This is a genomic window from Nonomuraea sp. NPDC051941 (assembly GCF_044593615.1).
On record NZ_JBIUCF010000004.1, the window covers coordinates 201,711 to 221,913 of the forward strand.

The 20,203-nt window shown below is 72.2% G+C and carries 23 protein-coding genes and 1 pseudogene; 10 read left to right on the top strand and 14 right to left on the bottom strand.

All coding sequences use genetic code 11. The features are described from left to right. The first annotated feature begins 85 nt into the window (after positions 1 to 85). Complete coding sequence (locus ACIHFD_RS10095) at positions 86 to 664, top strand: dihydrofolate reductase family protein (protein ID WP_397366454.1); 579 nt, start codon at positions 86 to 88, stop codon at positions 662 to 664. 180 nt (positions 665 to 844) lie between these two features. Here ACIHFD_RS10095 and ACIHFD_RS10100 read toward each other — a convergent pair whose 3' ends face one another. The 6 genes and pseudogenes from ACIHFD_RS10100 to ACIHFD_RS10125 form a co-directional block, all read right to left on the bottom strand. Then, positions 845 to 1,561 carry an isochorismatase family protein gene (locus ACIHFD_RS10100; protein ID WP_397366455.1) on the bottom strand — a complete coding sequence of 239 codons (717 nt, stop codon included), beginning with the start codon at positions 1,559 to 1,561 and terminating at the stop codon, positions 845 to 847. A gap of 33 nt (positions 1,562 to 1,594) precedes the next feature. Beyond that, a pseudogene (locus tag ACIHFD_RS10105) lies at positions 1,595 to 1,717 on the bottom strand (hypothetical protein); the annotation flags it as partial. 50 nt (positions 1,718 to 1,767) lie between these two features. Further along, complete coding sequence (locus tag ACIHFD_RS10110; protein WP_397366456.1) at positions 1,768 to 2,739, bottom strand: pentapeptide repeat-containing protein; 972 nt, start codon at positions 2,737 to 2,739, stop codon at positions 1,768 to 1,770. Between the two features lie 45 nt (positions 2,740 to 2,784). After that, positions 2,785 to 3,537: a GNAT family N-acetyltransferase gene (locus ACIHFD_RS10115; RefSeq protein WP_397366457.1), complete on the bottom strand. Its 753-nt coding sequence runs from the start codon at positions 3,535 to 3,537 to the stop codon at positions 2,785 to 2,787. Between the two features lies 1 nt (position 3,538). Beyond that, positions 3,539 to 4,315 carry a polyprenyl diphosphate synthase gene (uppS, locus tag ACIHFD_RS10120; RefSeq protein ID WP_350727398.1) on the bottom strand — a complete coding sequence of 259 codons (777 nt, stop codon included), beginning with the start codon at positions 4,313 to 4,315 and terminating at the stop codon, positions 3,539 to 3,541. Positions 4,316 to 4,355: 40 nt separating this feature from the next. Then, the gene (locus tag ACIHFD_RS10125) at positions 4,356 to 5,354 is read right to left on the bottom strand and encodes a small ribosomal subunit Rsm22 family protein (RefSeq protein WP_397366458.1); all 999 of its coding nucleotides are present in this window, start codon (positions 5,352 to 5,354) and stop codon (positions 4,356 to 4,358) included. 189 nt (positions 5,355 to 5,543) lie between these two features. On the opposite strand from ACIHFD_RS10125, the gene ACIHFD_RS10130 reads away from it, so the two are divergent. Further along, complete coding sequence (locus tag ACIHFD_RS10130) at positions 5,544 to 6,407, top strand: alpha/beta fold hydrolase (RefSeq protein WP_397366460.1); 864 nt, start codon at positions 5,544 to 5,546, stop codon at positions 6,405 to 6,407. 363 nt (positions 6,408 to 6,770) lie between these two features. On the opposite strand, the gene ACIHFD_RS10135 is transcribed toward ACIHFD_RS10130, so the two are convergent. Then, positions 6,771 to 7,235, bottom strand: a complete 465-nt coding sequence (locus tag ACIHFD_RS10135; protein ID WP_350727395.1) for a MarR family transcriptional regulator — start codon at positions 7,233 to 7,235, stop codon at positions 6,771 to 6,773. A 114-nt stretch (positions 7,236 to 7,349) separates the two neighbouring features. On the opposite strand from ACIHFD_RS10135, the gene ACIHFD_RS10140 reads away from it, so the two are divergent. Then, the gene (locus ACIHFD_RS10140) at positions 7,350 to 8,843 is read left to right on the top strand and encodes an LLM class flavin-dependent oxidoreductase (RefSeq protein WP_397366461.1); all 1,494 of its coding nucleotides are present in this window, start codon (positions 7,350 to 7,352) and stop codon (positions 8,841 to 8,843) included. On the opposite strand, the gene ACIHFD_RS10145 is transcribed toward ACIHFD_RS10140, so the two are convergent. Beyond that, complete coding sequence (locus ACIHFD_RS10145; protein WP_397366462.1) at positions 8,840 to 10,030, bottom strand: MFS transporter; 1,191 nt, start codon at positions 10,028 to 10,030, stop codon at positions 8,840 to 8,842. The genes ACIHFD_RS10140 and ACIHFD_RS10145 overlap by 4 nt on opposite strands. Before the next feature lie 55 nt (positions 10,031 to 10,085). Between ACIHFD_RS10145 and ACIHFD_RS10150 the strand changes: the two genes are divergently transcribed. From ACIHFD_RS10150 to ACIHFD_RS10160, 3 genes are all read left to right on the top strand, one after another. Then, a complete protein-coding gene (locus ACIHFD_RS10150; RefSeq protein WP_350727392.1) occupies positions 10,086 to 10,451 on the top strand; it encodes a MerR family transcriptional regulator in 366 nt (121 codons plus the stop codon). 153 nt (positions 10,452 to 10,604) lie between these two features. Further along, the gene (locus tag ACIHFD_RS10155; protein WP_397366464.1) at positions 10,605 to 10,934 is read left to right on the top strand and encodes a hypothetical protein; all 330 of its coding nucleotides are present in this window, start codon (positions 10,605 to 10,607) and stop codon (positions 10,932 to 10,934) included. A 225-nt stretch (positions 10,935 to 11,159) separates the two neighbouring features. Beyond that, positions 11,160 to 11,993 carry an aminoglycoside phosphotransferase family protein gene (locus ACIHFD_RS10160; protein ID WP_397366465.1) on the top strand — a complete coding sequence of 278 codons (834 nt, stop codon included), beginning with the start codon at positions 11,160 to 11,162 and terminating at the stop codon, positions 11,991 to 11,993. Positions 11,994 to 12,193: 200 nt separating this feature from the next. On the opposite strand, the gene ACIHFD_RS10165 is transcribed toward ACIHFD_RS10160, so the two are convergent. Genes ACIHFD_RS10165 through ACIHFD_RS10180 form a run of 4 tightly spaced genes read right to left on the bottom strand, consistent with a single transcriptional unit; the run spans position 12,194 to position 16,171 of the window. Next, a complete protein-coding gene (locus ACIHFD_RS10165; RefSeq protein ID WP_397366466.1) occupies positions 12,194 to 13,114 on the bottom strand; it encodes a hypothetical protein in 921 nt (306 codons plus the stop codon). Then, on the bottom strand, positions 13,111 to 14,187 hold the full coding sequence (locus ACIHFD_RS10170; RefSeq protein ID WP_355200344.1) for a hypothetical protein: 1,077 nt from the start codon (positions 14,185 to 14,187) through the stop codon (positions 13,111 to 13,113). The genes ACIHFD_RS10165 and ACIHFD_RS10170 overlap by 4 nt, the downstream gene beginning before the upstream one ends. Then, positions 14,184 to 14,630 (bottom strand): DUF4188 domain-containing protein, encoded by a 447-nt coding sequence (locus ACIHFD_RS10175; protein ID WP_397366467.1) that lies wholly within the window; start codon positions 14,628 to 14,630, stop codon positions 14,184 to 14,186. Before ACIHFD_RS10175 ends, ACIHFD_RS10170 begins: the two co-directional genes overlap by 4 nt. After that, positions 14,627 to 16,171 (bottom strand): phenylacetate--CoA ligase family protein, encoded by a 1,545-nt coding sequence (locus tag ACIHFD_RS10180; RefSeq protein ID WP_397366468.1) that lies wholly within the window; start codon positions 16,169 to 16,171, stop codon positions 14,627 to 14,629. Before ACIHFD_RS10180 ends, ACIHFD_RS10175 begins: the two co-directional genes overlap by 4 nt. Positions 16,172 to 16,276: 105 nt before the next feature. On the opposite strand from ACIHFD_RS10180, the gene ACIHFD_RS10185 reads away from it, so the two are divergent. The 3 genes from ACIHFD_RS10185 to ACIHFD_RS10195 are packed head-to-tail and all read left to right on the top strand — an operon-like array spanning position 16,277 to position 17,896. Next, positions 16,277 to 16,669: a helix-turn-helix domain-containing protein gene (locus ACIHFD_RS10185; RefSeq protein ID WP_397366469.1), complete on the top strand. Its 393-nt coding sequence runs from the start codon at positions 16,277 to 16,279 to the stop codon at positions 16,667 to 16,669. A gap of 5 nt (positions 16,670 to 16,674) precedes the next feature. Beyond that, on the top strand, positions 16,675 to 17,535 hold the full coding sequence (locus ACIHFD_RS10190; RefSeq protein WP_397366470.1) for an alpha/beta fold hydrolase: 861 nt from the start codon (positions 16,675 to 16,677) through the stop codon (positions 17,533 to 17,535). Further along, the gene (locus tag ACIHFD_RS10195) at positions 17,528 to 17,896 is read left to right on the top strand and encodes a DUF4180 domain-containing protein (protein WP_397366472.1); all 369 of its coding nucleotides are present in this window, start codon (positions 17,528 to 17,530) and stop codon (positions 17,894 to 17,896) included. The genes ACIHFD_RS10190 and ACIHFD_RS10195 overlap by 8 nt, the downstream gene beginning before the upstream one ends. A 22-nt stretch (positions 17,897 to 17,918) precedes the next feature. On the opposite strand, the gene ACIHFD_RS10200 is transcribed toward ACIHFD_RS10195, so the two are convergent. Together ACIHFD_RS10200 and ACIHFD_RS10205 are read right to left on the bottom strand one after the other, a co-directional pair. Continuing rightward, positions 17,919 to 18,737, bottom strand: a complete 819-nt coding sequence (locus tag ACIHFD_RS10200; protein WP_397366474.1) for an LLM class flavin-dependent oxidoreductase — start codon at positions 18,735 to 18,737, stop codon at positions 17,919 to 17,921. Positions 18,738 to 18,778: 41 nt separating this feature from the next. Further along, positions 18,779 to 19,597, bottom strand: a complete 819-nt coding sequence (locus tag ACIHFD_RS10205) for a nucleotidyltransferase domain-containing protein (RefSeq protein WP_397366475.1) — start codon at positions 19,595 to 19,597, stop codon at positions 18,779 to 18,781. Between the two features lie 57 nt (positions 19,598 to 19,654). On the opposite strand from ACIHFD_RS10205, the gene ACIHFD_RS10210 reads away from it, so the two are divergent. Further along, positions 19,655 to 20,137: a metallophosphoesterase family protein gene (locus tag ACIHFD_RS10210; protein WP_397366476.1), complete on the top strand. Its 483-nt coding sequence runs from the start codon at positions 19,655 to 19,657 to the stop codon at positions 20,135 to 20,137. Positions 20,138 to 20,203: the final 66 nt, after the last annotated feature.

Sequence of the window (20,203 nt, forward strand, 5' to 3'; positions counted from 1 at the left end):
CGTGATGTCGCGACGGCCGGATCGGCTCCGACCTTCTCGTGACGGCACCGGGTGGCGGCGCCGCCGGATCGGAGGAAGGCGCGCGATGAGCAAGGTAGTGCTGGATGTGTCGATGTCCCTGGACGGGTTCACGGCGGGACCGAACGTCCGGAAGGAGGAGCCGATGGGGGACGGCGGCGAACGGCTGCACGAGTGGATGGCCGGGGAAGGGCCGGGCGGCGGGGTCGACCTCGGCATCCGCCGGCAGGTGGACGCGGCGGTGGGAGCCGTCGTCATCGGACGGCGTACCTTCGACCTCGGCGTGGTCCCGTGGGGCGGCACACCGTGGCCCGGCGTCCCGAGCTTCGTGGTCACCCACCGGACCAGGGAGGACCTCCTCGGCGACAACGGCGGGACGTTCGCCTTCGACGGACTGGAGGCCGCAGTCCGACGTGCCAAGGATGCCGCCGGGGACAAGGACGTCCTGGTGCTGGGTGCGGACGTCGCCCGGCAGTTGCTCACGGCGGGCCTGCTCGACGAGGTGTGGCTCCACCTCGTCCCCCTGCTGATGGGGGCGGGCACGCCGCTGTTCGCCGGGGAGCGGGCCGAGCTGATCCCGGAGGGGGAACCCGTCGCGGGAACCGGGTCCGTGACCCACCTGCGCTACCGCGTACTGAAGCCCTGACGCCCTTGACGCCCGCTGCCTCGCGGTGTGACGAGGGGGTGAGGTGTCCACGGCGGTTGAGCGCGGGCGAGGACGGACCTGGCCGGCGCATCGGTCTCCTGCGCGTCCGGATCGTCCGGAGCCGACGACGAGGACCTGGCAGGCGGCGGCCGGGCCAGGTCCGGGTGCCGCGTGACCGGTTCAGCCCAGGTCGAGTTTGGCCAGTTCCGCCCAGTACCAGGGCACGACCTCGCGCCCGGCGTCGGAGCGGGGGTCGGACCAGTCTCGGATCCATTCGCCGAGAATGCCGAGGAAGGAGTTGGGGATGCTGCCCGCCTGGATCACGCGCTGGATGCCGGCTTCGTGCGCGGCCCGGCTGGTGCCGCCGACCGCGCCGGTGACGACCATGGTCCGATAGCCGTCGCGCTGGGCGTGCACGACGGGGAAGGCGAGGCAGATCTCGGTCCATAACGCGGCGAAGACGACGTTGCGGCGCCCGGTCGCCTTGATGGCACGGCGTACGGGTTCGTCCTCCCAGGCGTTCATGGTCATGCGGTCGTACTCGATGAGGGTGGGCACCTCCTCGCGTAGGGAGGGGATGGTGGGGTGGTTGACCCCCGCTTTGACGCCCACGGTGGTGAGCACGGTGGGGATCTTGAGCAACCGGGCGATCCGGGCCAGGGCCTTGACGTTGAGCTGGAGCAGGTCCTTGTTCATCGAGGTGACGCCGTTGACCATCTCGGGCTGGTAGTCGATCAGCACCAGCATGGAGTTCTCCTGGCTGAACAGCGGGTTGGACTCGCTCGTGCCGCTCTCGGCGGACGCGGTGCCGGCCAGGGCGGGGGCGATCGCCGCGGCGGCCCCGACAGCACCGACAGCGCCTGCGGTGAGTGCTTGCCTGCGGGTTGGACTGCTCATGTCGAAATCCTTTACTTGGGGAAGATTGAATCTTTAAGTAGAAAGTAATGCGCAGGCATCCAGAAGCCGTAGACGACACGTATACGTGCTTTCAGCCGACTCGTCGGTGATCTCGTCCTCGTTGCCGACCCCGAGGTAGCGCAGATCGAAGGGCTCGGGGTGGCCGAGCGCGGGAGCGGCTCCTGGTGTTCAGCCGGGCGCGGTGTTCAGCCGCGGCGCCGGCGGCCGGAGCCGCGGCCCGAACGCCGCCCCGAGCCGGAAGTGCGGCTGGAATCGGAGCCGGTCCCTCGTGCGGAGGCCGTGCCGCGTGCGGAGCCGGGGTCGCGGCGGGGGCCCGTGCCGCGGGACGGCCGTTCGTAGCGGGTGGCGGGCCAGTGGGCGGGACGGGTGAGCGCGGCCGGCAGGCGGGTGGCAGCGTCGCCGGTGGCGGCGTTGAGCTGGGGCTGGGTGAGGAAGAGCGCCCCCGACAGGTCCGCGCCCGACAGGTCGGCCCCCCGCAGGTCAGCCCCGATCAGGTCGGACTCCCGGAGGTCCGCACCCCGCAGATCGGCGCCGATCAGGTACGCCCCGCGAAGGTTGGCACCCCGCAGGTCGGCGCCCGACAGCTTGGCCCCGATCAGATCCGCTCCCCTGCGCTCCTTGCCTTTGCGCCCGGCCCGGACCAGCTCACTCGTCCGCAGCAGCAGCACGTTGACCTCGGCCCGGTGCGCCGGCACGTCCAGCTCCTTCAGCGCGTCCGGACTTTCCCGGGTGAGCCGCTCCGTCGCGTCGAACGCGCCCTGCAGCTCGGCGTGGACGGGCCTGGCGGCCTCCAGCGTCAGCGCCTCCGCCAGATACCACAGCAGCTCGTGCAACTGCCGCACCACGGGGAAGATCGCGTACATCTCCCCGGCCGTGCCCGGCGCCTGCCGCCAGCTCGTGCCCTGGAAGGTGACCTGCGAGACCTTCTGGCCCGCCCCGAAGCAGTCGTACACGGTGCAGCCGGGAAAGCCGCGCTCCCTGAGCTCCGCGTGAATGGAGCAACGGAAGTCGTCACGCAGGTTGCGGCAGGGCTCCCCGGCCTTCTTGTCCACCGCGAAATCGGCCGACGCCGCGAACGGCAGCGCGACGCAGCAGAGCCCGAAGCAGCTCTCGCAGTCGGCCAGCAGGCCGAGCTCGCGCGGGTTCGTTCCAGGCAACGTGCGGGCCTCCTCCGGCGGATACGGTCAGGCCATCAAGGGTACTCACTCGTGGACGTACGGCGTCGTCGTGGTGATCGCCTCGAACCCCAGCCGCAGCAGGATCGGACGGCTCTGGCTGGAGGCGTCCACCTGCAGATGGTCGTAGCCGCGGGCGACCGCCTCGCGGGCCCGGTAGGCGACCAACGCCCGGTAGATGCCGCGCCCGCGCCACTCCGGCACGGTGCCGCCGCCCCACAGGCTCGCGAACCGGGTGCCCGGATGCAGGTCCATGCGGGCCGCGCTCACCGGCACGTCACCGGCCATCGCGAGGAGGGCGACGACCTCGCCCCCGGCGAGCTGGTCGAGCAGCCGTTCCCGGAAGTGCGCGTCAGGGGTGCCGAAGGCGCTCTCGTGAACGTCGGCCATCAGCTCCACACCGTCGGAACCGGTCACCGGCACCAGCCGCACCCCCTCGGGCGGCTCCCCTCCGAGGGGCAGGCGCGGGATCTCGGCGATCATCAGCGTCTCGGCGGGCTCCGGGGTGAATCCGGCGGCCAGGAGGCGCCGGTCGAGGTCGCCGGGCCGGTCGTAGCCGTACAGCTTCCACTCGAAGGGCCGCCCCAGCTCCCCGAAGTAGCGCACCTGCTCGGCGATCTCCGCGTCCGCGTTCCGCTCGTCGAGGCCGGACCAGAGCACGCCGTTCCAGCCGTGCTCGGGCGCGACCTGCCGCACCACGTTGCCGACCCGCTCCACTTTGGCGTCCGGCCCGTCGGCGCGGGCCTCCTGGCGCAGCTGCCGGTCGAAGAGTTCCAGCATCTCAGCCCCCGAACCGTCGCTGCCGGGCGGCGAAGCTGCGCAGCGCCCGCAGGAAGTCGATCTCGCGGAAGGCCGGCCAGTACGCCTCGCAGAAGTACAGCTCGGAGTAGGCGGACTGCCAGAGCAGGAAGTTCGACAGGCGCTGCTCGCCGCTGGTGCGGATCACCAGGTCGGGGTCGGGCTGACCGGCCGTGTAGAGGTGGGGCGCGATGTCGTCCACGCTCAACGTCGAGGCCAGCTCCACCATGGACTGCCCGGTCTCGGCCCGCTCGTACAGCAGCTCGCGCAGGGCGTCGATCACCTCCTGGCGACCGCCGTACCCGATGGCCAGCGTGAGGTGGAAGCCGGTGGCACACGTACGGGTGGCCTCGACGGCGCTCTTGAGCGCGCGGGCCGTGGTGTCGGGCAACATGTCGAGCAGGCCCGCCACATGGACGCGCCAGCGCGCGTCAGGCCGGTCCAGCCGCTCGGCGACCATCTCCTCGATCACCCGCAACAGGTAGGCGACCTCCTCGTCACCGCGGCGCTGAAGGTTCTCCGTCGAGCACAGGAACACTGTCACGTGCTCGATCCCCAGCCCCTCACACCACGACAGCACGTGGTCGATGTGCTCGGCGCCGTACTTGTGGCCGATGCTCGGGCTGGCCAGACCCTGCTGCCTGGCCCAGCGCCGGTTGCCGTCCATGATCAAACCGACGTGGCGGGGCAGCGGACCCGCCGTGGCCTGGCGGCGCAGCCGCCGGGCATAGAGGGAATGAAGAAGATCAGTCGTCCACATCCTCCAAGGATGGCCCACCCGCCGAACCGGAACCGCCCCCTTACCCATTTCCGTGACCGAGCCGCAAACCGTCGTCGCCCCAGCCGTCCCCCCAGTCGGCGTCCCTGGCCGCGCGGTAGAGGTCGCCCTGCCGCTTGGACACGATCACGTCGCGGATCCCCTCCTCCCCGGCGCACAGCCGCAGGGACACCACGCCCTTGCGTTTGACCGGGTGGCGCAGGATCCGGGTGTCGGCCCGCTCCCCCGGGACCGTCATGGCGGCCACGTAGGAGAACTTCTCGTCCTCGAAGCTGAGCGTGCCCGCCTTGATCCGGCGGTGCAGGGACGTCCTGGGCAGCCTGACGGAGAAGTGGCACCAGTCGCGTCCCTGCTCGATCGGGCAGCGGCCGTCGTGGGGGCAGGGGGCGGCGACGCTCAGCCCCTGGTCGACCAGGACCTCTCTGGCCTCGGCGACGGTGGCGTAACCCGCCGGGGTGCCGGGCTCGATGACGATCACCATGGCCGCGTCCGCGGCCAGCCAGCGGACGATCTCCCGGCGCTTGTCCTGGGGGAGCTCGCCCAGGGCGTACGACATGGTCACCAGGTCGGCCACGGGCCGGTCGAGGCCGGGTCGCACCGACGCCTGCCGCCAGGTGGCCCCGCGCAGGGCCTCGGACGTACGGGCGAGGCGTTTGCCCAGGTCGATGATCTGCGGGTCGTGCTCGATGACCGTGACCCGCTCGATGGACGACCAGGTCTCGCCCGCCGCCCAGATCGCCGCCCCCGTGCCACCGCCGACGTCGAGGTGGCTCCCCGGCCGGAAGCCCGGGGTCATGACGGCCGCCTGGCGCATGGCCGTGGCCGCGGCGGCGTAGGTGGCGGGCATCCGGTACGCGGCGTAGGCCGCCACGTCGGCCTGGGACCTGATGTGGGTGCCTCCACCGGTGGCGGCGTTCGTACGGTAACGCTCGGTGAGCCGCGCCACGGAGTCGGACAGCTCCTGCGGCGCGTAGCCGGACAGGGCCTTGTCCAGGGCGGCTCTGAGTTCTTCTGGAAGCATGGATGGGTTCACCTGTGGTCCGTACGTGGCTTGCCTGCGTCAATGATGCTCGCGATTCGACGGTGCTCGGAACTCATGCGGCCCGCGCGGCTGCGCCCCTGGCGAACAGGCCGATCCTCCGGCCCGCGCGGCTGCGCCTCTGGCGAACAGGCCGATCTCCCGGCCGCACGCGGCGGTAGCGTGCCGAGCATGCTGATCATCGACGACGTCAAGATCGCGTACGAGGAGGCCGGCCCCGCAACACCCGTGGGCACCGTCGTGCTCGTGCATGGCGGGACGACCGACATGCGCCTCTGGGAGCACCAGTTCCGCGCCCTCTCGGAGCGCTACCGCGTGATCCGCTACGACTGGCGGGGCCGCGGGCGATCCGGCGGCGCCGCAGGCGAGGTGTGCCATCACGAGGACCTGCTCGCCGTCATGGACGCGCTGGGAGTCGAGCGGGCGGCGCTGGTCGGCAACTCGATGGGCGGCGCGTACGCGACCGAGGTCGCCCTGACCGCCCCTTCCCGGGTGGCCGCGCTCGCCCTGATCAGCTCGGGTCTGGCCGGCCACCCATGGCCGCAGGAGATGCTGGACCAGGCGCGCGAGCGCGTCCACGGCTCGGTGCCCGCCGACCGCCTGGCCCGCTACCGCGCCGGCACCGCCGACCACGTGGATCCCGCCGACGTACGCGCGATGGCGGAGGCCCACACGCTCTGGCAGACCGCCGGGCCCGACCGTGGCCGCGACGCGCTCTCCGACGAGGTGTGGGAGTCGGCGGTGGAGATGTGCGGCCTGGTGTTCGAGCGCTCCTGGAGCGGCCCCCGATCCACGGAACGCCACCTGGTCCCGCCCGCCGTGACGCGCCTGCCCGAGATCACCGCCCCCACCCTGGTGGTCAACGGCCTGTCGGACGTGCCCGGCATCCAGCAGATGTCCGACCTGCTCAGCGCCGGCATTCCCGCCGCCCGCCGCATCGACCTCCCCGAGACGGGCCACCTGCCGCCGCTCGAACGCCCCACGGAGGTGACCGAGGCCCTGACGGCATTCCTCGCGACCGTCTTCACCTCCTGACCCACGCCCCCGCTTCCAGCTCGCCCCGGCCTTCCAAGGGCGCCACTTCCCCTGCCCCGATCGACGCCACCGCACCTCAACGGGCCCCTCTCGACCATCGCGGCATGGTGAGCGCGGGCGTCACCGGGTCGGCGACCGGCGGGGCACGTCAGGCGGGCGAAGCCGGGGCGTCAAGCCGGTGACGGTGGAGGCGGAGGTCCAGCCAGTCACGGCGGGGGCAGGGGCCAGGCCAGTGACGGCAAGGCGGGTCACGGTGACGGCGGGAGTCGGGCCGGGCATGGCGGGGCGGGGCCAGGCCAGTGACGGCGGGGCGGGTCAGGGCGGTGACGGCGGGGGTCAGGCCGGGGATGGCGGGGGTGGGGGTCAGGCCGGTGTAGCAGGGGTGCGGTCGGGCTGGGGGCGGGTGCGACCGGTCGTGGAGGCGTACTCGGCGAGGATCCCGTCGATGGCGGACGCCAGCAGCTCCCGATGCTCCACCGGCAGCTCCCCCGTCAACGCCTCCAGCCGCGCCTCGACCCCGTCGTGCGCCAGCGCCCCGACGCGCTCCCCTTCGGGGGTCAGCTCGACGAGCCAGGCCCGCCGATCCCGGGAATCACGCGTGCGGGCCACGAGCCCCCGCTTCTCCGCCCGGTCGACGAGCCCCGTCAGGCTCGACTTCTCCAGGTGCAGCGTACGCGTCAGCTCCGTCATCCCCACCGGCCCGCCGACGAGCAGGCACAGCAGCTGCGCCTGCTGCGGCGTAAGGTCCTGGTCCCTGCCGACGTCCCCGAACACCTGCTGCACCAGGTGCCCCAGACGTACGAGGGCGGTAGTGAACGTCGCGGCCACGGCATCGAGTCTAGTTGACAATGGTTCACAATACGAACTAATTTAGTTCTTATTACCAACTGTTCGCACTACCAACCAAAGTCCGGCGGCGAACGGCACATCCAAGGAGCCCCCATGCCCGACTACGGCCACGAGCTGCTCTTCAGCGTCAGCTTCGCGCCCTCCGCCCACCAGGCCGACACCGTCGTCGCCCTCTCCCAGCTCGCCGAGCGCGCCGGACTCGACCTCGTCACCTTCTCGGACCACCCGTACCAGCCCACCTTCCTCGACACCTGGACCCTGCTCGGCTACGTCGCGGCCGCCACCGAGAACATCCGGCTGGCCGGCAACGTGCATCCGCTGCCGCTCCGGCCGCCCGCCATGCTCGCGCAGGCCGCCGCCAGCCTCGACATCCTCAGCCACGGCCGCTTCGAGCTCGCCCTGGGCACCGGCGGATACCGGGACGCCATCGCCTCCATGGGCGCCCCGCGCCTGTCCCCCCGCCAGGCCGTGGACGCGCTCGAGGAGGCCATCCCGATCATCCGCGCCGCCTGGGACACCGACGCCCCCGGCGCCATCGGCCACCACGGCGAGCACTACCAGGTCACCGCCCCGCGAGGCCCGCGCCCGGCCCACGACATCGGCATCTGGCTCGGCGCGTACAAGCCGCGCATGCTCCGCGTGACCGGCCGCCTCGCGGACGGCTGGCTCCCCTCCCTCCCCTACCTCCAGGACGTCGGCAAGATCGGCGAGGGCAACGCCGTCATCGACGAGGCCGCCGCCGAGGCGGGCCGCTCGCCCCGCGACATCCGCCGCCTGCTCAATCTCGGCGAGGAACTGCCCGCCGCCCAGCTCGCCGAGATCGCCCTCACGTACGGAGTCAGCGTCTTCATCCTCGCGGCCAACGACCCCAGCCGTCTCCAGCGCTTCGCCCAGGAGACCGCCCCGGCCGTACGCGAACTCGTCGCCGCGGAACGCACCCAGGCCACCCCGCCGCCACCCACCGCCGCGGCAAAAACCGCAAGCCCGACCGCCGCCTTGGGCGCCACCCCGACCCCCGACGACGGTGTACGGCTCACCGACGTACGCGTCTGGGACGAGACCACCCGCCCCACCGGCCCCGCCCCCGACCCCACCAGGCGCTATACCCCCGCCGAACAGGCCAACGGCCGGCACCTCATCGACGTGCACGACCACCTGCGCGCCGAACTCGCCCAGCTCCGCGACCTCATCGACCAGGTAGCCTCCGGAGCGATCGACGCGGGCACCGCCCGCTCGCACATCAACACCATGACCATGCGCCAGAACAACTGGACCCTCGGCGCCTACTGCGAGTCCTACTGCCGCCTCGTCACCATGCACCACACCGCCGAGGACACCATGTTCTTCCCCCACCTCCGCCGCACGGAGCCCGCCCTGGCCCCCGTGCTCGACCGCCTCCAGGAAGAGCACCACGCCATCCACAAGATCATCGAACGCGTCGACCGCGCCCTCGTCTCGTTCGTCGGCGACCCTGACGGCCTCGGCCACCTGCGCGAGACCGTGGACCTGCTCACCGACAGCCTGCTGTCCCACCTGTCGTACGAGGAGCGCGAACTCGTCGAACCCCTGGCCAGGAACGGCCTCTAGGACCGGCGGGCGGGGAACGCGCGACGGCGCGCCGCGACCACGACCGCCAGGGCCACCGCCACCAGTGGCAACGAGGTCCACGGCAGCGCACCCGCCCCGGCGCCCTCCAGCACCAGCCCGCCGGCCAGCGACCCCGCGGCGATCCCCGCGTTGTACACGGTCGTCTGCATGGACGTGGCCGCATCCGCGTTCCCCGCCCCGGAGGCGTCCACCAGCGCCGACTGCAGCAACGTCGGCACTCCGCCGAAGGCCGCCCCCCACAGCGCGACCGCGCCCAGCGGTGCCCAGCCCGGCCCACCTGAGACGGCCAGCACGGCCATGGCCCCCGCCACCACGGCCAGCACCACCACGAGCGTCACCCGCGGGAACCGGTCGATCACCACCCCGGTCACCCAGATCCCCGCCACCGTCCCGACCCCGAACACGAGCAGCACGACACTCGTCCGCCCCAACCCGGCGAAGGCCACGAACGGCGCCAGGTACGTGTACATCGCCTGATGCCCGACCAGCACCAGCACCGTCACCCCCAGGATCGTCCGGACACCGGGCAGCACCGCCACTCGCCGCAACGGAACCCGCACCGTGGCCGCCTCACCGGGAAAGTCCGGCACCTTCCACAGCACCCACCCCACCAGCGCGACCGCCACGACCGCCAGCCCCAGAAAAGCGGTCCGCCACCCGAACGCCGAGGCCAGCGCCGCGCCCGCCGGAATCCCCGCGCACAGCGCCACCGTGATCCCCGCCGAGACGATCGCGATGGCCCGCCCCCGCCGCTCGACCGGCACCATCCGGGCCGCGTACCCGACCAGCATCGCCCACAGGATCCCGCCCATGACGCCGGCCAGGACCCGCGCCCCGAAGGTCACCGCATAGGACGACGAGAGCCCGGTCACCGTGTTGAACAGGGCGAATCCCACCAGCGTCCCCACCAGTACGGGCCGCCGCGGCAGCCCGCGCAGCAACGCCGTCAGCGGGATCGCCGACAGGGTCGAGGCCACCGCGTACGCCGTCACCAGGAACCCGGCCCGCCCCTCCGGCACCCCCAGGGCCGCGCCGAGCTGCGGCAGCAGCCCCGCCGGAAGCAGCTCCGTCATCACCGCCGTGAACGCCGCCGAGAACAGCGCCAGCAGTCCCGACCAGGGCATTCTCCCGACGCGTACGGCGTCGGCGATCGTCGCACCAGACATGTCGAATATGCTGAAACGTTCACATCAATGTGAAGGCAAGCCGGGAGGCCCCGCCGTGAGAATCGGTGAACTGTCGCGACTGACGGGCGTGCCGACCCGCATGCTCCGCTACTACGAGGAGCAGGACCTCCTCCACCCGGAGCGCGCCGACAACGGCTACCGCCATTATCCGGAGCCGGCCGTCTACCGGGTTCAGCAGATCCGCGGCCTGCTCGACTCCGGACTCACCACGGAGATCATCCGCCGTGTCCTGCCGTTCCTGAACAAGCCCGACGAGATCCACCTGCACCCGCAGTGCCTCACCCCGGAGCTGGCCGACCTCCTGGAGGCCGAGGCCGACCGCATCCAGCAGCGCATCGAGTGCCTCTCCCGCAACCGCGACGCGATCCACGCCTACCTGGCGGCCGTGCGATCTTCCTGAGCCGACGCCTTTACAATGTAGATCACTTGTACATCCGGGTTACTGATCAACGGTGGCCTGTTGATCGAAAACGGGGTGTGGCGCTGCACCTGCCCCCCAAGATCGCTACGTATAGTGATCTCCGATGTCACTTCGTGATTACAGGGGGAGATCATGAGGAATAGCCTCATCGCCGTCGGCGGTGCGCTACTCGCCGCGACCGCACTGTACGGAAGCGCCACGCCCGCCACGGCCGACGACCACGGGAAGCACCACAACTCGAAGCACTGCGGCCTCGGGGTGGGCGACGACATTACGTATCACCACGTCACCGACCACGGCGTGTTCGCCGGGACCCGCAAGACCAAGGCCTGCAAGGACGACGGCGGCGCCGGCTGGGACTGGTCGTGGGACCCCCACTGGCATCACCGCAACTGGCCCACCAGCGGCAACGGCAACTGGGTCGGCTCCTGGCCCGACCACGGCTTCCACCACGACGACTGATCAAGCCCCGCATCACGCGCTCGTCCCGGTGCCCGCCACGCAGGCACCGGGACGAGCGCGTTCAGGGCCCGCCTCCGTTCAGACCCCTGCCGCCGGGACGGGCGCGTTCAGGCGCTCGCCTCCGTTCAGACCCCTGCCGCCGGGACGGGCGCGTTCAGGCGCTCGCCGCCGTGCCTTCCCCCGACCGGTTCGGTGTTCCGGGGACGTTGCCGCCATGCTGGGACGATGGATGATCCACTGAGCTGGTTGGCCCAGGACGCCGAATCAGGACCTCTCCCCGTCCGCGAGGGGCAGTTCCATCGGGTCGTAATGGGCTCGGACCGGGTCGTGTGCCTGCCCCGCACCAAGGCGGCGGCTGCCCGGCTGCCGCACCGGGCGGCCATGCTGCGCGTGCTCGCCGGGCTCGGACTCGGCTTCCGCATCCCCCGGCCGCTGTCCGAAGGCGCGGGCAAGGCGCCGTACCTGGTGCTCAGCCGCGTCCCCGGCGCGCCGCTGGAGGACGGCGCGCTCGACGACCCGGCGGTGGCCGGGGCGGCGGCGGAGCAGTACGCCGAGCTGCTGGCCGCGCTGGCCCGGGCGGGGGCCGACGAGCGGGCGCGGGCGGCACTGCCGTGGACGCCGGAGGATCGGTGGCGGCGGTTCGAGGCGGATGTCCACGCCGAGTTGTTCGGGCTCATGTCGGACGGCGGACGCCGGCGGGCCGAGCGGGAGCTCGCCGCGGCCGCGGGTCTCCCCCACGTCGCCACAGCGGTGGCGCACGGCGACCTCGGCGCCGAGAACGTGCTGTGGGAGATCGACGGCGGGCGGCCCCGGCTCAGCGGCGTGATCGACTGGGACGAGGCCACCATCGGCGACCCCGCCGAGGACCTCGCCGCCGTCGGCGCCGGCCACGGCGACACGTTCCTGGGCCGGGTGCTCGCGCTGGGCGGCTGGGCCGACGACGAGACGGCGGCCCGCATCGCCGCCATCCGCGGCACGTTCGCCCTGCAACAGGCCCTCGACGCCCACCGGGACGGCGACACGGAACAACTGGCGGACGGCCTGACCGCCTACCGCTGAGCGCCACCGCACGGTCCATCCGAGGGGCCGCTACCCGACCCACCGCTCGCCACGCCCGCGGGCTGGCCGCCGCTCTCGCGCACCACAGCCGGGCAGGCGGCAAACCGCAGACGGCTGAGGCAGCCGAGGAGGCAGCTGAGGGCCGGGAGACCGGAGGGGCGGGGAAGGCAGAGGCTCGGAAGGCCGGAGGGGTGGGATGGTCAGGGTCTGAGGCGGGAGGAGGGGGTGGCGGGGGAGGTCGGGCGGCCGACTCGGGCCACGTGGAGGAGGGTCCGGGGGTCCGTGACGCCCAGCCGGTCCGCGAGGGCCTGCCTGGTCGGCTCGCAGTCGATGATCTGGCTCAGCGGGTGCGTGGCATAGCCGCGCGCGGACAGGGTGAGCCAGTGCCGCATCAGCACGCGCCCCAGCTCCAGCTCGTCCTCGACCGCCCCCACCAGCACCAGGACGTCCCCGTCGTAGTCCAGCAGATCACGCGAGGCCCCGGCCAGCACCCTCGGGAGGCCCAGGGGACGCAGGGCCGGGTAGAGGGCCAGCGAGGCGCGCAGGCCGATGGCCTCCGCCCTGCTGAGGGACAGGGCCCGGTCGGTGAGGCCGTCGAGCAGGTAGCGGCGGTGGCGGCGGGTGAGCCGCAGCCAGGCGCGCAGCTCCCGCGTCACCTCCTGGTCGCCGAACTGGTGCAGGTCGGCCGCGTGCAGCAGGTCCGCGAGGTCGCGGCAGGCCAGCCGCCGCATCCCGGTGAGCTCGACGACCAGCGGGTCCGGGAGGCGTCCCGGGTGGTACTCGCCGCGGTTGGCGCCGCGCGCCCGGACGTCCGCCGTCGTGAAGGGCGTCCGGTACGGCTGCGCGGCGGCGTACAGGACGCCCACCCGGTGCGGACCCGGATCGGGACGGAAGCCGACCGGCAGGCCGGCGTCGGCGCAGACGATCAGGCAGCACTCCACGAAGGCGCCCAGGCTCAGGCGCAGGTCGCGGCCCGTGGGGTCGCTGATGGGCAGGGCGCGTGACGGGTCCCAGCCGACCTCGGCCCCGGCGGCCGTGTAGGTGAGGGTCCAGGGCTGGGTGTTGTGGGCGCTGGGGGCACGCCAGAAGTCCGGCTCCAGCGGCCGCAGCCGGTCTTTCACGCCGTCAGGCCCTTCTCGTAGAACGTGTAGCCGTGCAGGGGCCGGCCGCCCATCGCGGTGTACTGGGCGGCGGAGCCGGGGTTCGTGCGCTCGACGTACGTGCTGCGCAGTGCCCGGTAGCCGCCCCGGCGCAGCCCCTCGTGCAGTTCCCGGGCCAGCAGTCGCATGTAGCCGTGGCCCTGCTCCCCGGGGACCGTGCCCTTGATGATGAGCACGGCCTCGCTGCGGTAGCGGGACCGGGTGGCCAGCAGGCGGAGCTGATTCAGGAGGTGGAGATTGCCACGAATTTTCGCGATAAATCGTGAAATGTCGGGCAAGCACAGCACGAACGCGATCGGCCGCTCCTCCTTCGTCAGGTACAGCAGCAACGACTCGTCCAGCAGGTACGCCAGCCCGTCCGTCTGCGCCGCGAGCTGCTCCGCCGAGATCTCCGTGTAGTAGCCGAGCTGCGCGAAACTGGCGTTCAGCATCTCCCGCAGGATCGGCAACTGCTCCGCCACCCGCCGCCGGTCGCCCCGGTGCACGCGCAGCCCCTCGGCCGCGATCCGCCCGTCGTCGAACGCGAACACCGGCTCCTCCGGCACCGGGCAGATCCAGGTGTCGGACTCGAAGCGGCGGGCGAAGCCGCACGCCTCGTACGCCACCGGATAGTACGGGTGGTTCCAGGCGCTGTCGATGAAGCCGCGCTCGTCGAAACCGGAGGTGATGACCCCGCCCGCCTGGTTGGGCAGCAGCGACACCGGCCCGAACACTGCCTCCTTCCCGGCGTCGCGCCCGGCCGCGAGGATGCCGTCGAACAGTTCCTCCGCCGCCTCCTCCGCGAACTCGGTCAGCCCGAACAGCTGCGTGGCCCGGCCCAGCTTGGCGTCCAGCGCGGCGTCGGTGTGCAGGGTGGTCCGCGCGACCACCCGCCCGCGCCGCCTGAGCAGGAACAGCCGTACCCCCTGCCGGTGCCACGTGCGTACCTGCGCGTGCAGCGGCGGGATGAAGCGCGGCTCGCCCGCGTAGACGCGGTCGGTCAGCGCGAGGAAGTCGCGCAGGTCGCGGCGGCTCTCGACGGGATGCAGCGTCACCCGCGCCTCACCCGGGGACCCTCGCCATCCTCGACGGACAGCGGGGTGAACGTCTCGATGTGCGCCATCGGCCCGCCCTCCGCGCGCCAGACCCCGTTGCTGTAGCCCTCCGGCTCGGCGTTGTAGAGCCGGATGTAGCCGCCGGTGGCGTTCCTGGTGCCGTCCGTCACCCACTGCATGAGCTTGCGGTGGTGGCGGCTGCGGGCGAAGCGCAGCAGCGCGTCGCGGTCCTCGAAGAACGCGAGCGTGCCCAGCGTGAACGGGAACTCCCAGTAGACCTTGTGCCAGCAGTAGCCGCGCATCCGCTTCATGTCCCGCACCATGCGGAACCAGGTCAGGGTGAGCGTGACTATCGACAGCGGCCCCCGGTAGCGGGTCGCGCCGACGAACATCGCCGTCGCCCGCCCCTGCGCCGGTGCCTTGCTGAAGTCCGTGGTCCTCATGCGTCCTTCACCAGGTAGACGTTCTTCATCTTCGTGAGGCCGGCGAACGGCCCCTCGCCCGGGTCGAAGACCTTGACGCGCAGGTCGGCGGCCGTCGGGTCCTCCTTGAGCGACTCGGCGAAGTCGCGCGAGACGGCGCTCAGGTGGGCGACCACGCCCTTGCGGCAGATCTCGGCGAGTTCGTCGCGGTCGGCGGCGTCAGGGCCGCGCAGCTCGATGTTGATCACCGGGCGGTACTCCAGGCCCGGGAGCTCCTCCAGCGACAGGCAGAACCGGTTGATCGCGGCCGCGTACGGATTGCCCTGGTAGAGGCCGTACTCGACGTCCTGCGGATACAGGTTGGCCCCCATGTAGGAGATCGTCGAGTCCTTGCGGCCGAACAGGAACAGCAGCGGCAGGTTCATCCGCTCGTCGGTCCACGCGCGCTCGTATTCGTCGGCGCCGAGCGCCCGCCTGACGTCGGCGAGGGTGTGCAGCCTGGCCTCGTCGCCGACGTTGTAACGCAGCTTGGGCTGCAGGCAGCTCTTGGTGTTGATGGTGCAGAGCAGCTCGCCCTCGCCGTTGACCTCCAGGAACGTCTCCAGCGGGTTGTAGTGGAAGATCATCGGCAGCCGCTGCTCCCCCGGTCCGAGTAACAGCTCGCGCAGCCGCTGGTCGGTGGCCAGGCGCTTGCGCAGCCACACGCTGAACCCGCTCTCCGCGCCCATCCCGATCGTCAGGTCGCTGGCGCCGTAACCGGAGCGGACCTCCTCGAAGCGCTCCTCCAGGTAGTCGCGCAGCGCCTCGGTCATGCCCTCGCCGCCGACCATGCCGCGGATGCGGTAGTCCCGCCACGGGAAACCGCTCTCGTCCAGGCGGTCGCGCAGGTGCTTGAGGAACGGCGGGTACGCGGCCACCACGTAGTCGTAGCCGGGCCCGAAGTGCTCCAGCGTGTCGGCGATCTTCTCCAGGTCGGGGCCGGTGTTCTTGACCATCGCGACGCGCGCCATGGCGGTGCCCGTGGTGGTGCCGGTGGCCCAGGCGCCCATCGAGTACGCGTTGATCACGAACAGCCGCTTGCCGGGGAAGACCAGCTCGATGTAGCCGGCCGCGTTGCGGTAGATGCCCTTGAGCTCGCGCGGCCCGCGTACCCAGTTGTACGGCTTGCCGCTGGACCCCGACGACTCGTCCACGATCACGCCGGGCCGGTGCAACCTGCCTTCCTGGCAGCGGCTCTCCTCGTCGTACACGGCGGCGTAGTTCTGCTTGCTGGTCTCGGGGAAGTCCGCCAGCCTCCTGGCGTGCCCGGCGCCGTTCGCCCCCAGGAAGTGCCGGTAGGCGGGCACGTCCACGGCGGCGAACTGGCAGGCCAGCCTGGCGTGCCGGGCCGCCAGCCAGTCAAAGGCCGGGTGGTAGCTCCGGGCGACGAGCCGCCAGATGGCGGGGTGCATCGCGCCCAGCCGGTACGCGCCGGTCAGGGACCAGGAGTAGGCCTGGAGGCGGACCCTCCGCCAGCGCTGGCGGGGGGTGAGCGGCCCGAGAGCCGGGCTGAGGCGGGTCATGAACGGTGAGACTAGTGGGCCGAATAGAAGATCGCTTTACGCCCGCTTTCACCCGCTTTATTCATTCCCTATCCTTCCCTATTGTGTGCCATCATAGGGAGCGATATGGAGTATTACACCGTCGAACAGGTGGCGGCCCTGCTGGGGTTGCACGTCAAGACCGTCCGCAACTACGTACGCGACGGGCGGCTGCCGGCCGTGCGCATCGGCAAGCAGTACCGGATCGCCAAGGAGGACCTGGCGGCCTTCACCGGCACGCCGCTCGTCACGCCCCGCCGCGCGGAGGCGTCGAGCATCGTGCAGGTCGACGGCATCGCCAGGCGCGACATGGACCGGGTCAGCACGATGGTCCTGGGGTCGCTGGCGAGCCGCCCCCATGGCCTGCGCGTGGAGTTCGTCTACGACGAGGAACGCGAGCACCTGAAGGTCATCGTGCTGGGCACGCTGGAGGAGAGCGCCCAGGTCCTGAGGATCATCGACGCGCTGGTGAGGGAGTGAGGCCCGTGGTCGCGATCTACGCCTCGCCGGAGGGCGCGGGGGCCGTCGAACGGCGCTACCGGGAGCTCCTCGAGCGCTGGCCGGTGCCGTACGAGCATGTGCGGGTGCCGACCGGGCACGGGGAGACGTTCGTGGTGGCGTGCGGGCCCGCCGGCGCGCCGCCGCTGCTGCTCCTGCACGGGTCGGGCACCAACAGCGCCATGTGGCTGGCGGACGTCGCCGCGTGGGCACGGCGGTTCCGGGTCCACGCGGTCGACCTCATCGGCGAGCCGGGGCTGAGCGCGCCGTCACGGCCGCCGCTGGAGCCCGGCGTCTACGCCGGCTGGCTGGCGGAGGTGCTGGCCGGGCTGGGCATCGAACGGGTCTCGATCGCCGCGGTGTCGCTGGGCGGGTGGATGGCGCTCGACTACGCCACCTGCCGGCCTGACCGGGTCGAACGGCTCGCGCTGATGTGCCCGAGCGGCATCGGCCGGCAGCGGTGGCTGCCGCTGCTCGGGGCGCTGCCGCTGCTGGCGTTCGGCGGGGAACGGGGCCGCCGCCGGGCGATGCGCCTCGTCCTCGGCCCCGCCACCGGTCCCGCGCCCCCGGACGACGACTTCACCGAGTTCGCGCTGCTGATCCACCGGAGCTTCCGGCCCCGCCGCGGCAAGCTGCCGATCTTCCCCGACGCGGCCCTGAGCCGCCTCACGATGCCGCTGCTGGTCATCGCCGGAGGCCGCGACCGGATGCTCGACTCGTACGGCACCCGCCGTCGCCTGCTGCGTGCCGCGCCGGACGCGGACGTACGGCTCCTGCCCGGCACCGGCCACCTGCTCCCCGCCCACACCCAAGAGATCATGGACTTCCTGGAGACCGCACATGCTTGACGACCGCGTATACGTCTGCGAGCCGCACGGCGAGCCGCTGCGCGAGACCCGCGACGCGCTCGACCTGCTCGGCGAGGCCTTCGGCAGGGGCGCGAGCTGGGTGGCCGTCCCCGCCGGGCGGCTGCACGACGACTTCTTCGCGCTGCGCACGGGCGTGGCGGGCGAGATCGCGCAGAAGTTCGTCAACTACCGCGTCGGCCTGGCCGTCGTGGGGGACATCTCCCGCTTCACCGCCGCCAGCTCGGCGCTGCGCGACTGGGTGTTCGAGTCGAACCGGGGCGGGCACATCTGGTTCGTCGGCGACCTGGAGGAGCTGGCGGCGCGGCTGCCGGCCCGCGAGGATCCCGCGGGCCGGCCCTGAGGCGAGCCTGCTCTGAGGCGCCTCAGGTGCGGCGGGCGGCCACGGCGGCGAGCATCTCCCAGGCCGCCTCGGGGTGCAGCGTCTCGTCCGGGTCCGAGTGGAACGGGTCGAGGACGACCGTCTCCGCGCCGAGCAGCCGCAGCTCCTCCAGGTCGGCCATGACCTGCTCGATCGTGCCCTCGCCCGCGCGCCGCTCCGCCGGCGGCGCGTCGGTGACGCGCAGCAGGATCCTGGGCGTCAGGGCGGGCACCGGCCGGCCCTCCTCGGCGGCGATCTCCTTCAGACGCGACCAGTTCTCGCGCAGCCAGGGCAGGGTGCTCCTGAGCGGGTGCCACCCATCGCCGTAACGCACCGCCCTGCGCAGCCCCGCCTCGCTGCCGCCGCCGACCCAGATCGGCACGCCGCCGGAACGGTAGTCGCCCTCGTCGGCCCAGGCGGTGCGGATGGCGGCGAGGTATTCGTCGGTCACCTTGCCGCGCCGCTCGTACACCGCTCCGAGCGCCTCGAACTCCTGCCGAGCCCACCCGATCCCCACGCCCAGCACCAGCCGCCCGCCGCTGAGGTCGTTGAGGTTGGCCGCCATGCGGGCGGTGAGCAGCGGGTGGCGGTACGGCACGATGAGCACCGTGGTGCCGAGCCCGATCCGGGTGGTGGAGCCGGCGAGCCAGGCCAGAGTCGTGAACGGCTCGTAGAACGGCGCGGGATACTGCTTGGCGACGTCTGAGGTGATGGCCACGTGGTCGGAGACCATGAGCAGGTCGTATCCGAGCCCCTCGACGGTCTGCGCCCAGCTGCGCAGCACGTCAGGGTTGGCGCCGGGGCCGAAATTGGGAACATTCACGCCTATTCGCACCGGGTCAGGTTATCCCAGCGATCATCGCGTCAGCCGCAGGCGGCACGCACGTCCGCCATGAGGCCCGCCGCGGCGTCGATCGTCCGGGCGATCTCCTCCGGGGTACGCCCCACCTCCGCCAGCAGCGCCTGGGCCCGCTCGCCGAAGCCGGGCGGGGCCGAGGGGAGCCGGGCGGCCGCGGCGACCATGCCCTTCTCGTTGATCAGCCAGGCGCCGTCGGCGGCGTGCAGGGCATGGCAGGCGACGCCGACGGCACGGAAGAGCGCACCGGCCGCGTACGCCGGGTCCTGGCCCTTGGCGCCGTAGCCGCCGATCATCAGGGCGAAGTCGGCCTCCCACAACCCGCTGATCAGCGCCTGGCGCAGCGCGGGCGGGTATCCGTCCGCGACGTCCCGCCGCAGGGCGGCGAGCTCGCCGGTGGGGTCGGCGAGGACCCGGCACAGGGCGACCTCGCCGGCGTAGGCGTGGGAGTAGAAGCCGAGAGGGTGTCCGGGCTGGAAGCCGATCTCGTAACGGCCCTGGCGGCAGTCGTCCCAGACGCGGTGGACGCGGTCGAGGTCGCGGTAGATCCAGTCGACCCGCAGGCCGTCCACGGTGAGCCAGCCGCCGCCGTCCACCCACGGCCCCCAGCCGCCCGGCTCGGTCACCTCGGTCGGCTCGCCCGTCACCTCCCGCGCCAGGGCGCGCAGGGCGGCCACGTCGAGCGGGCCCCGGTAGTAGAGGCCGAGGTCGATGTCGGAGTCCGGCCGGTGCGTGCCGCGCGCCCGGCTCCCACCCAGGACGACGGCCACCACCCCGCGCACCTCGACCAGTCGGGCGGCTATGGCGTGAATGTCCGGCTCCTGCACGGGTCGATCTTAGAGCGGGGCGAGGTACCGCGAGCGTGGAGCGGGCAGGGAAGGGTCGTGAGAGTCGTCGCGTTGTCGGACACGCACGCGCCCAGGCGCTGGCGTTCCTGCCCGCCCCGCGTCGCCGCGCACCTGCGCGCCGCGGACGTCATCCTGCACGCGGGCGACGTCTGCGTGGCCTCCGTGCTGGACGAACTGGCCGCGTACGCCCCCGTCCACGTCGTGAAGGGCAACAACGACGGCCCGGACGTGGTGGCGCCGGAGACGCTGGAGCTGACCCTGGACGGGCTGCGGATCGGCATGATCCACGACAGCGGCCCGGCCAAGGGGCGCCTCGACCGCCTGCGGCGCCGCTTCCCTCAGGCGGACCTGGTCGTCTTCGGCCACTCGCACATCCCGCTGGACGAGTCGGGCGACGGCCTGCGTATCTTCAACCCCGGCTCCCCCACCGACCGCCGCCGTCAGCCGCACGGCACGCTGGGCCTGCTCACCATCGAGGACGGCGTCCTGACCGCCGCCGAGATCGTACCCGTCACCTGACCGCGCCAAGGACGGCGGATCAGTCTGGCCGTACGACCGTCGGTGTAGTACGGGGGGCGGCGGCGC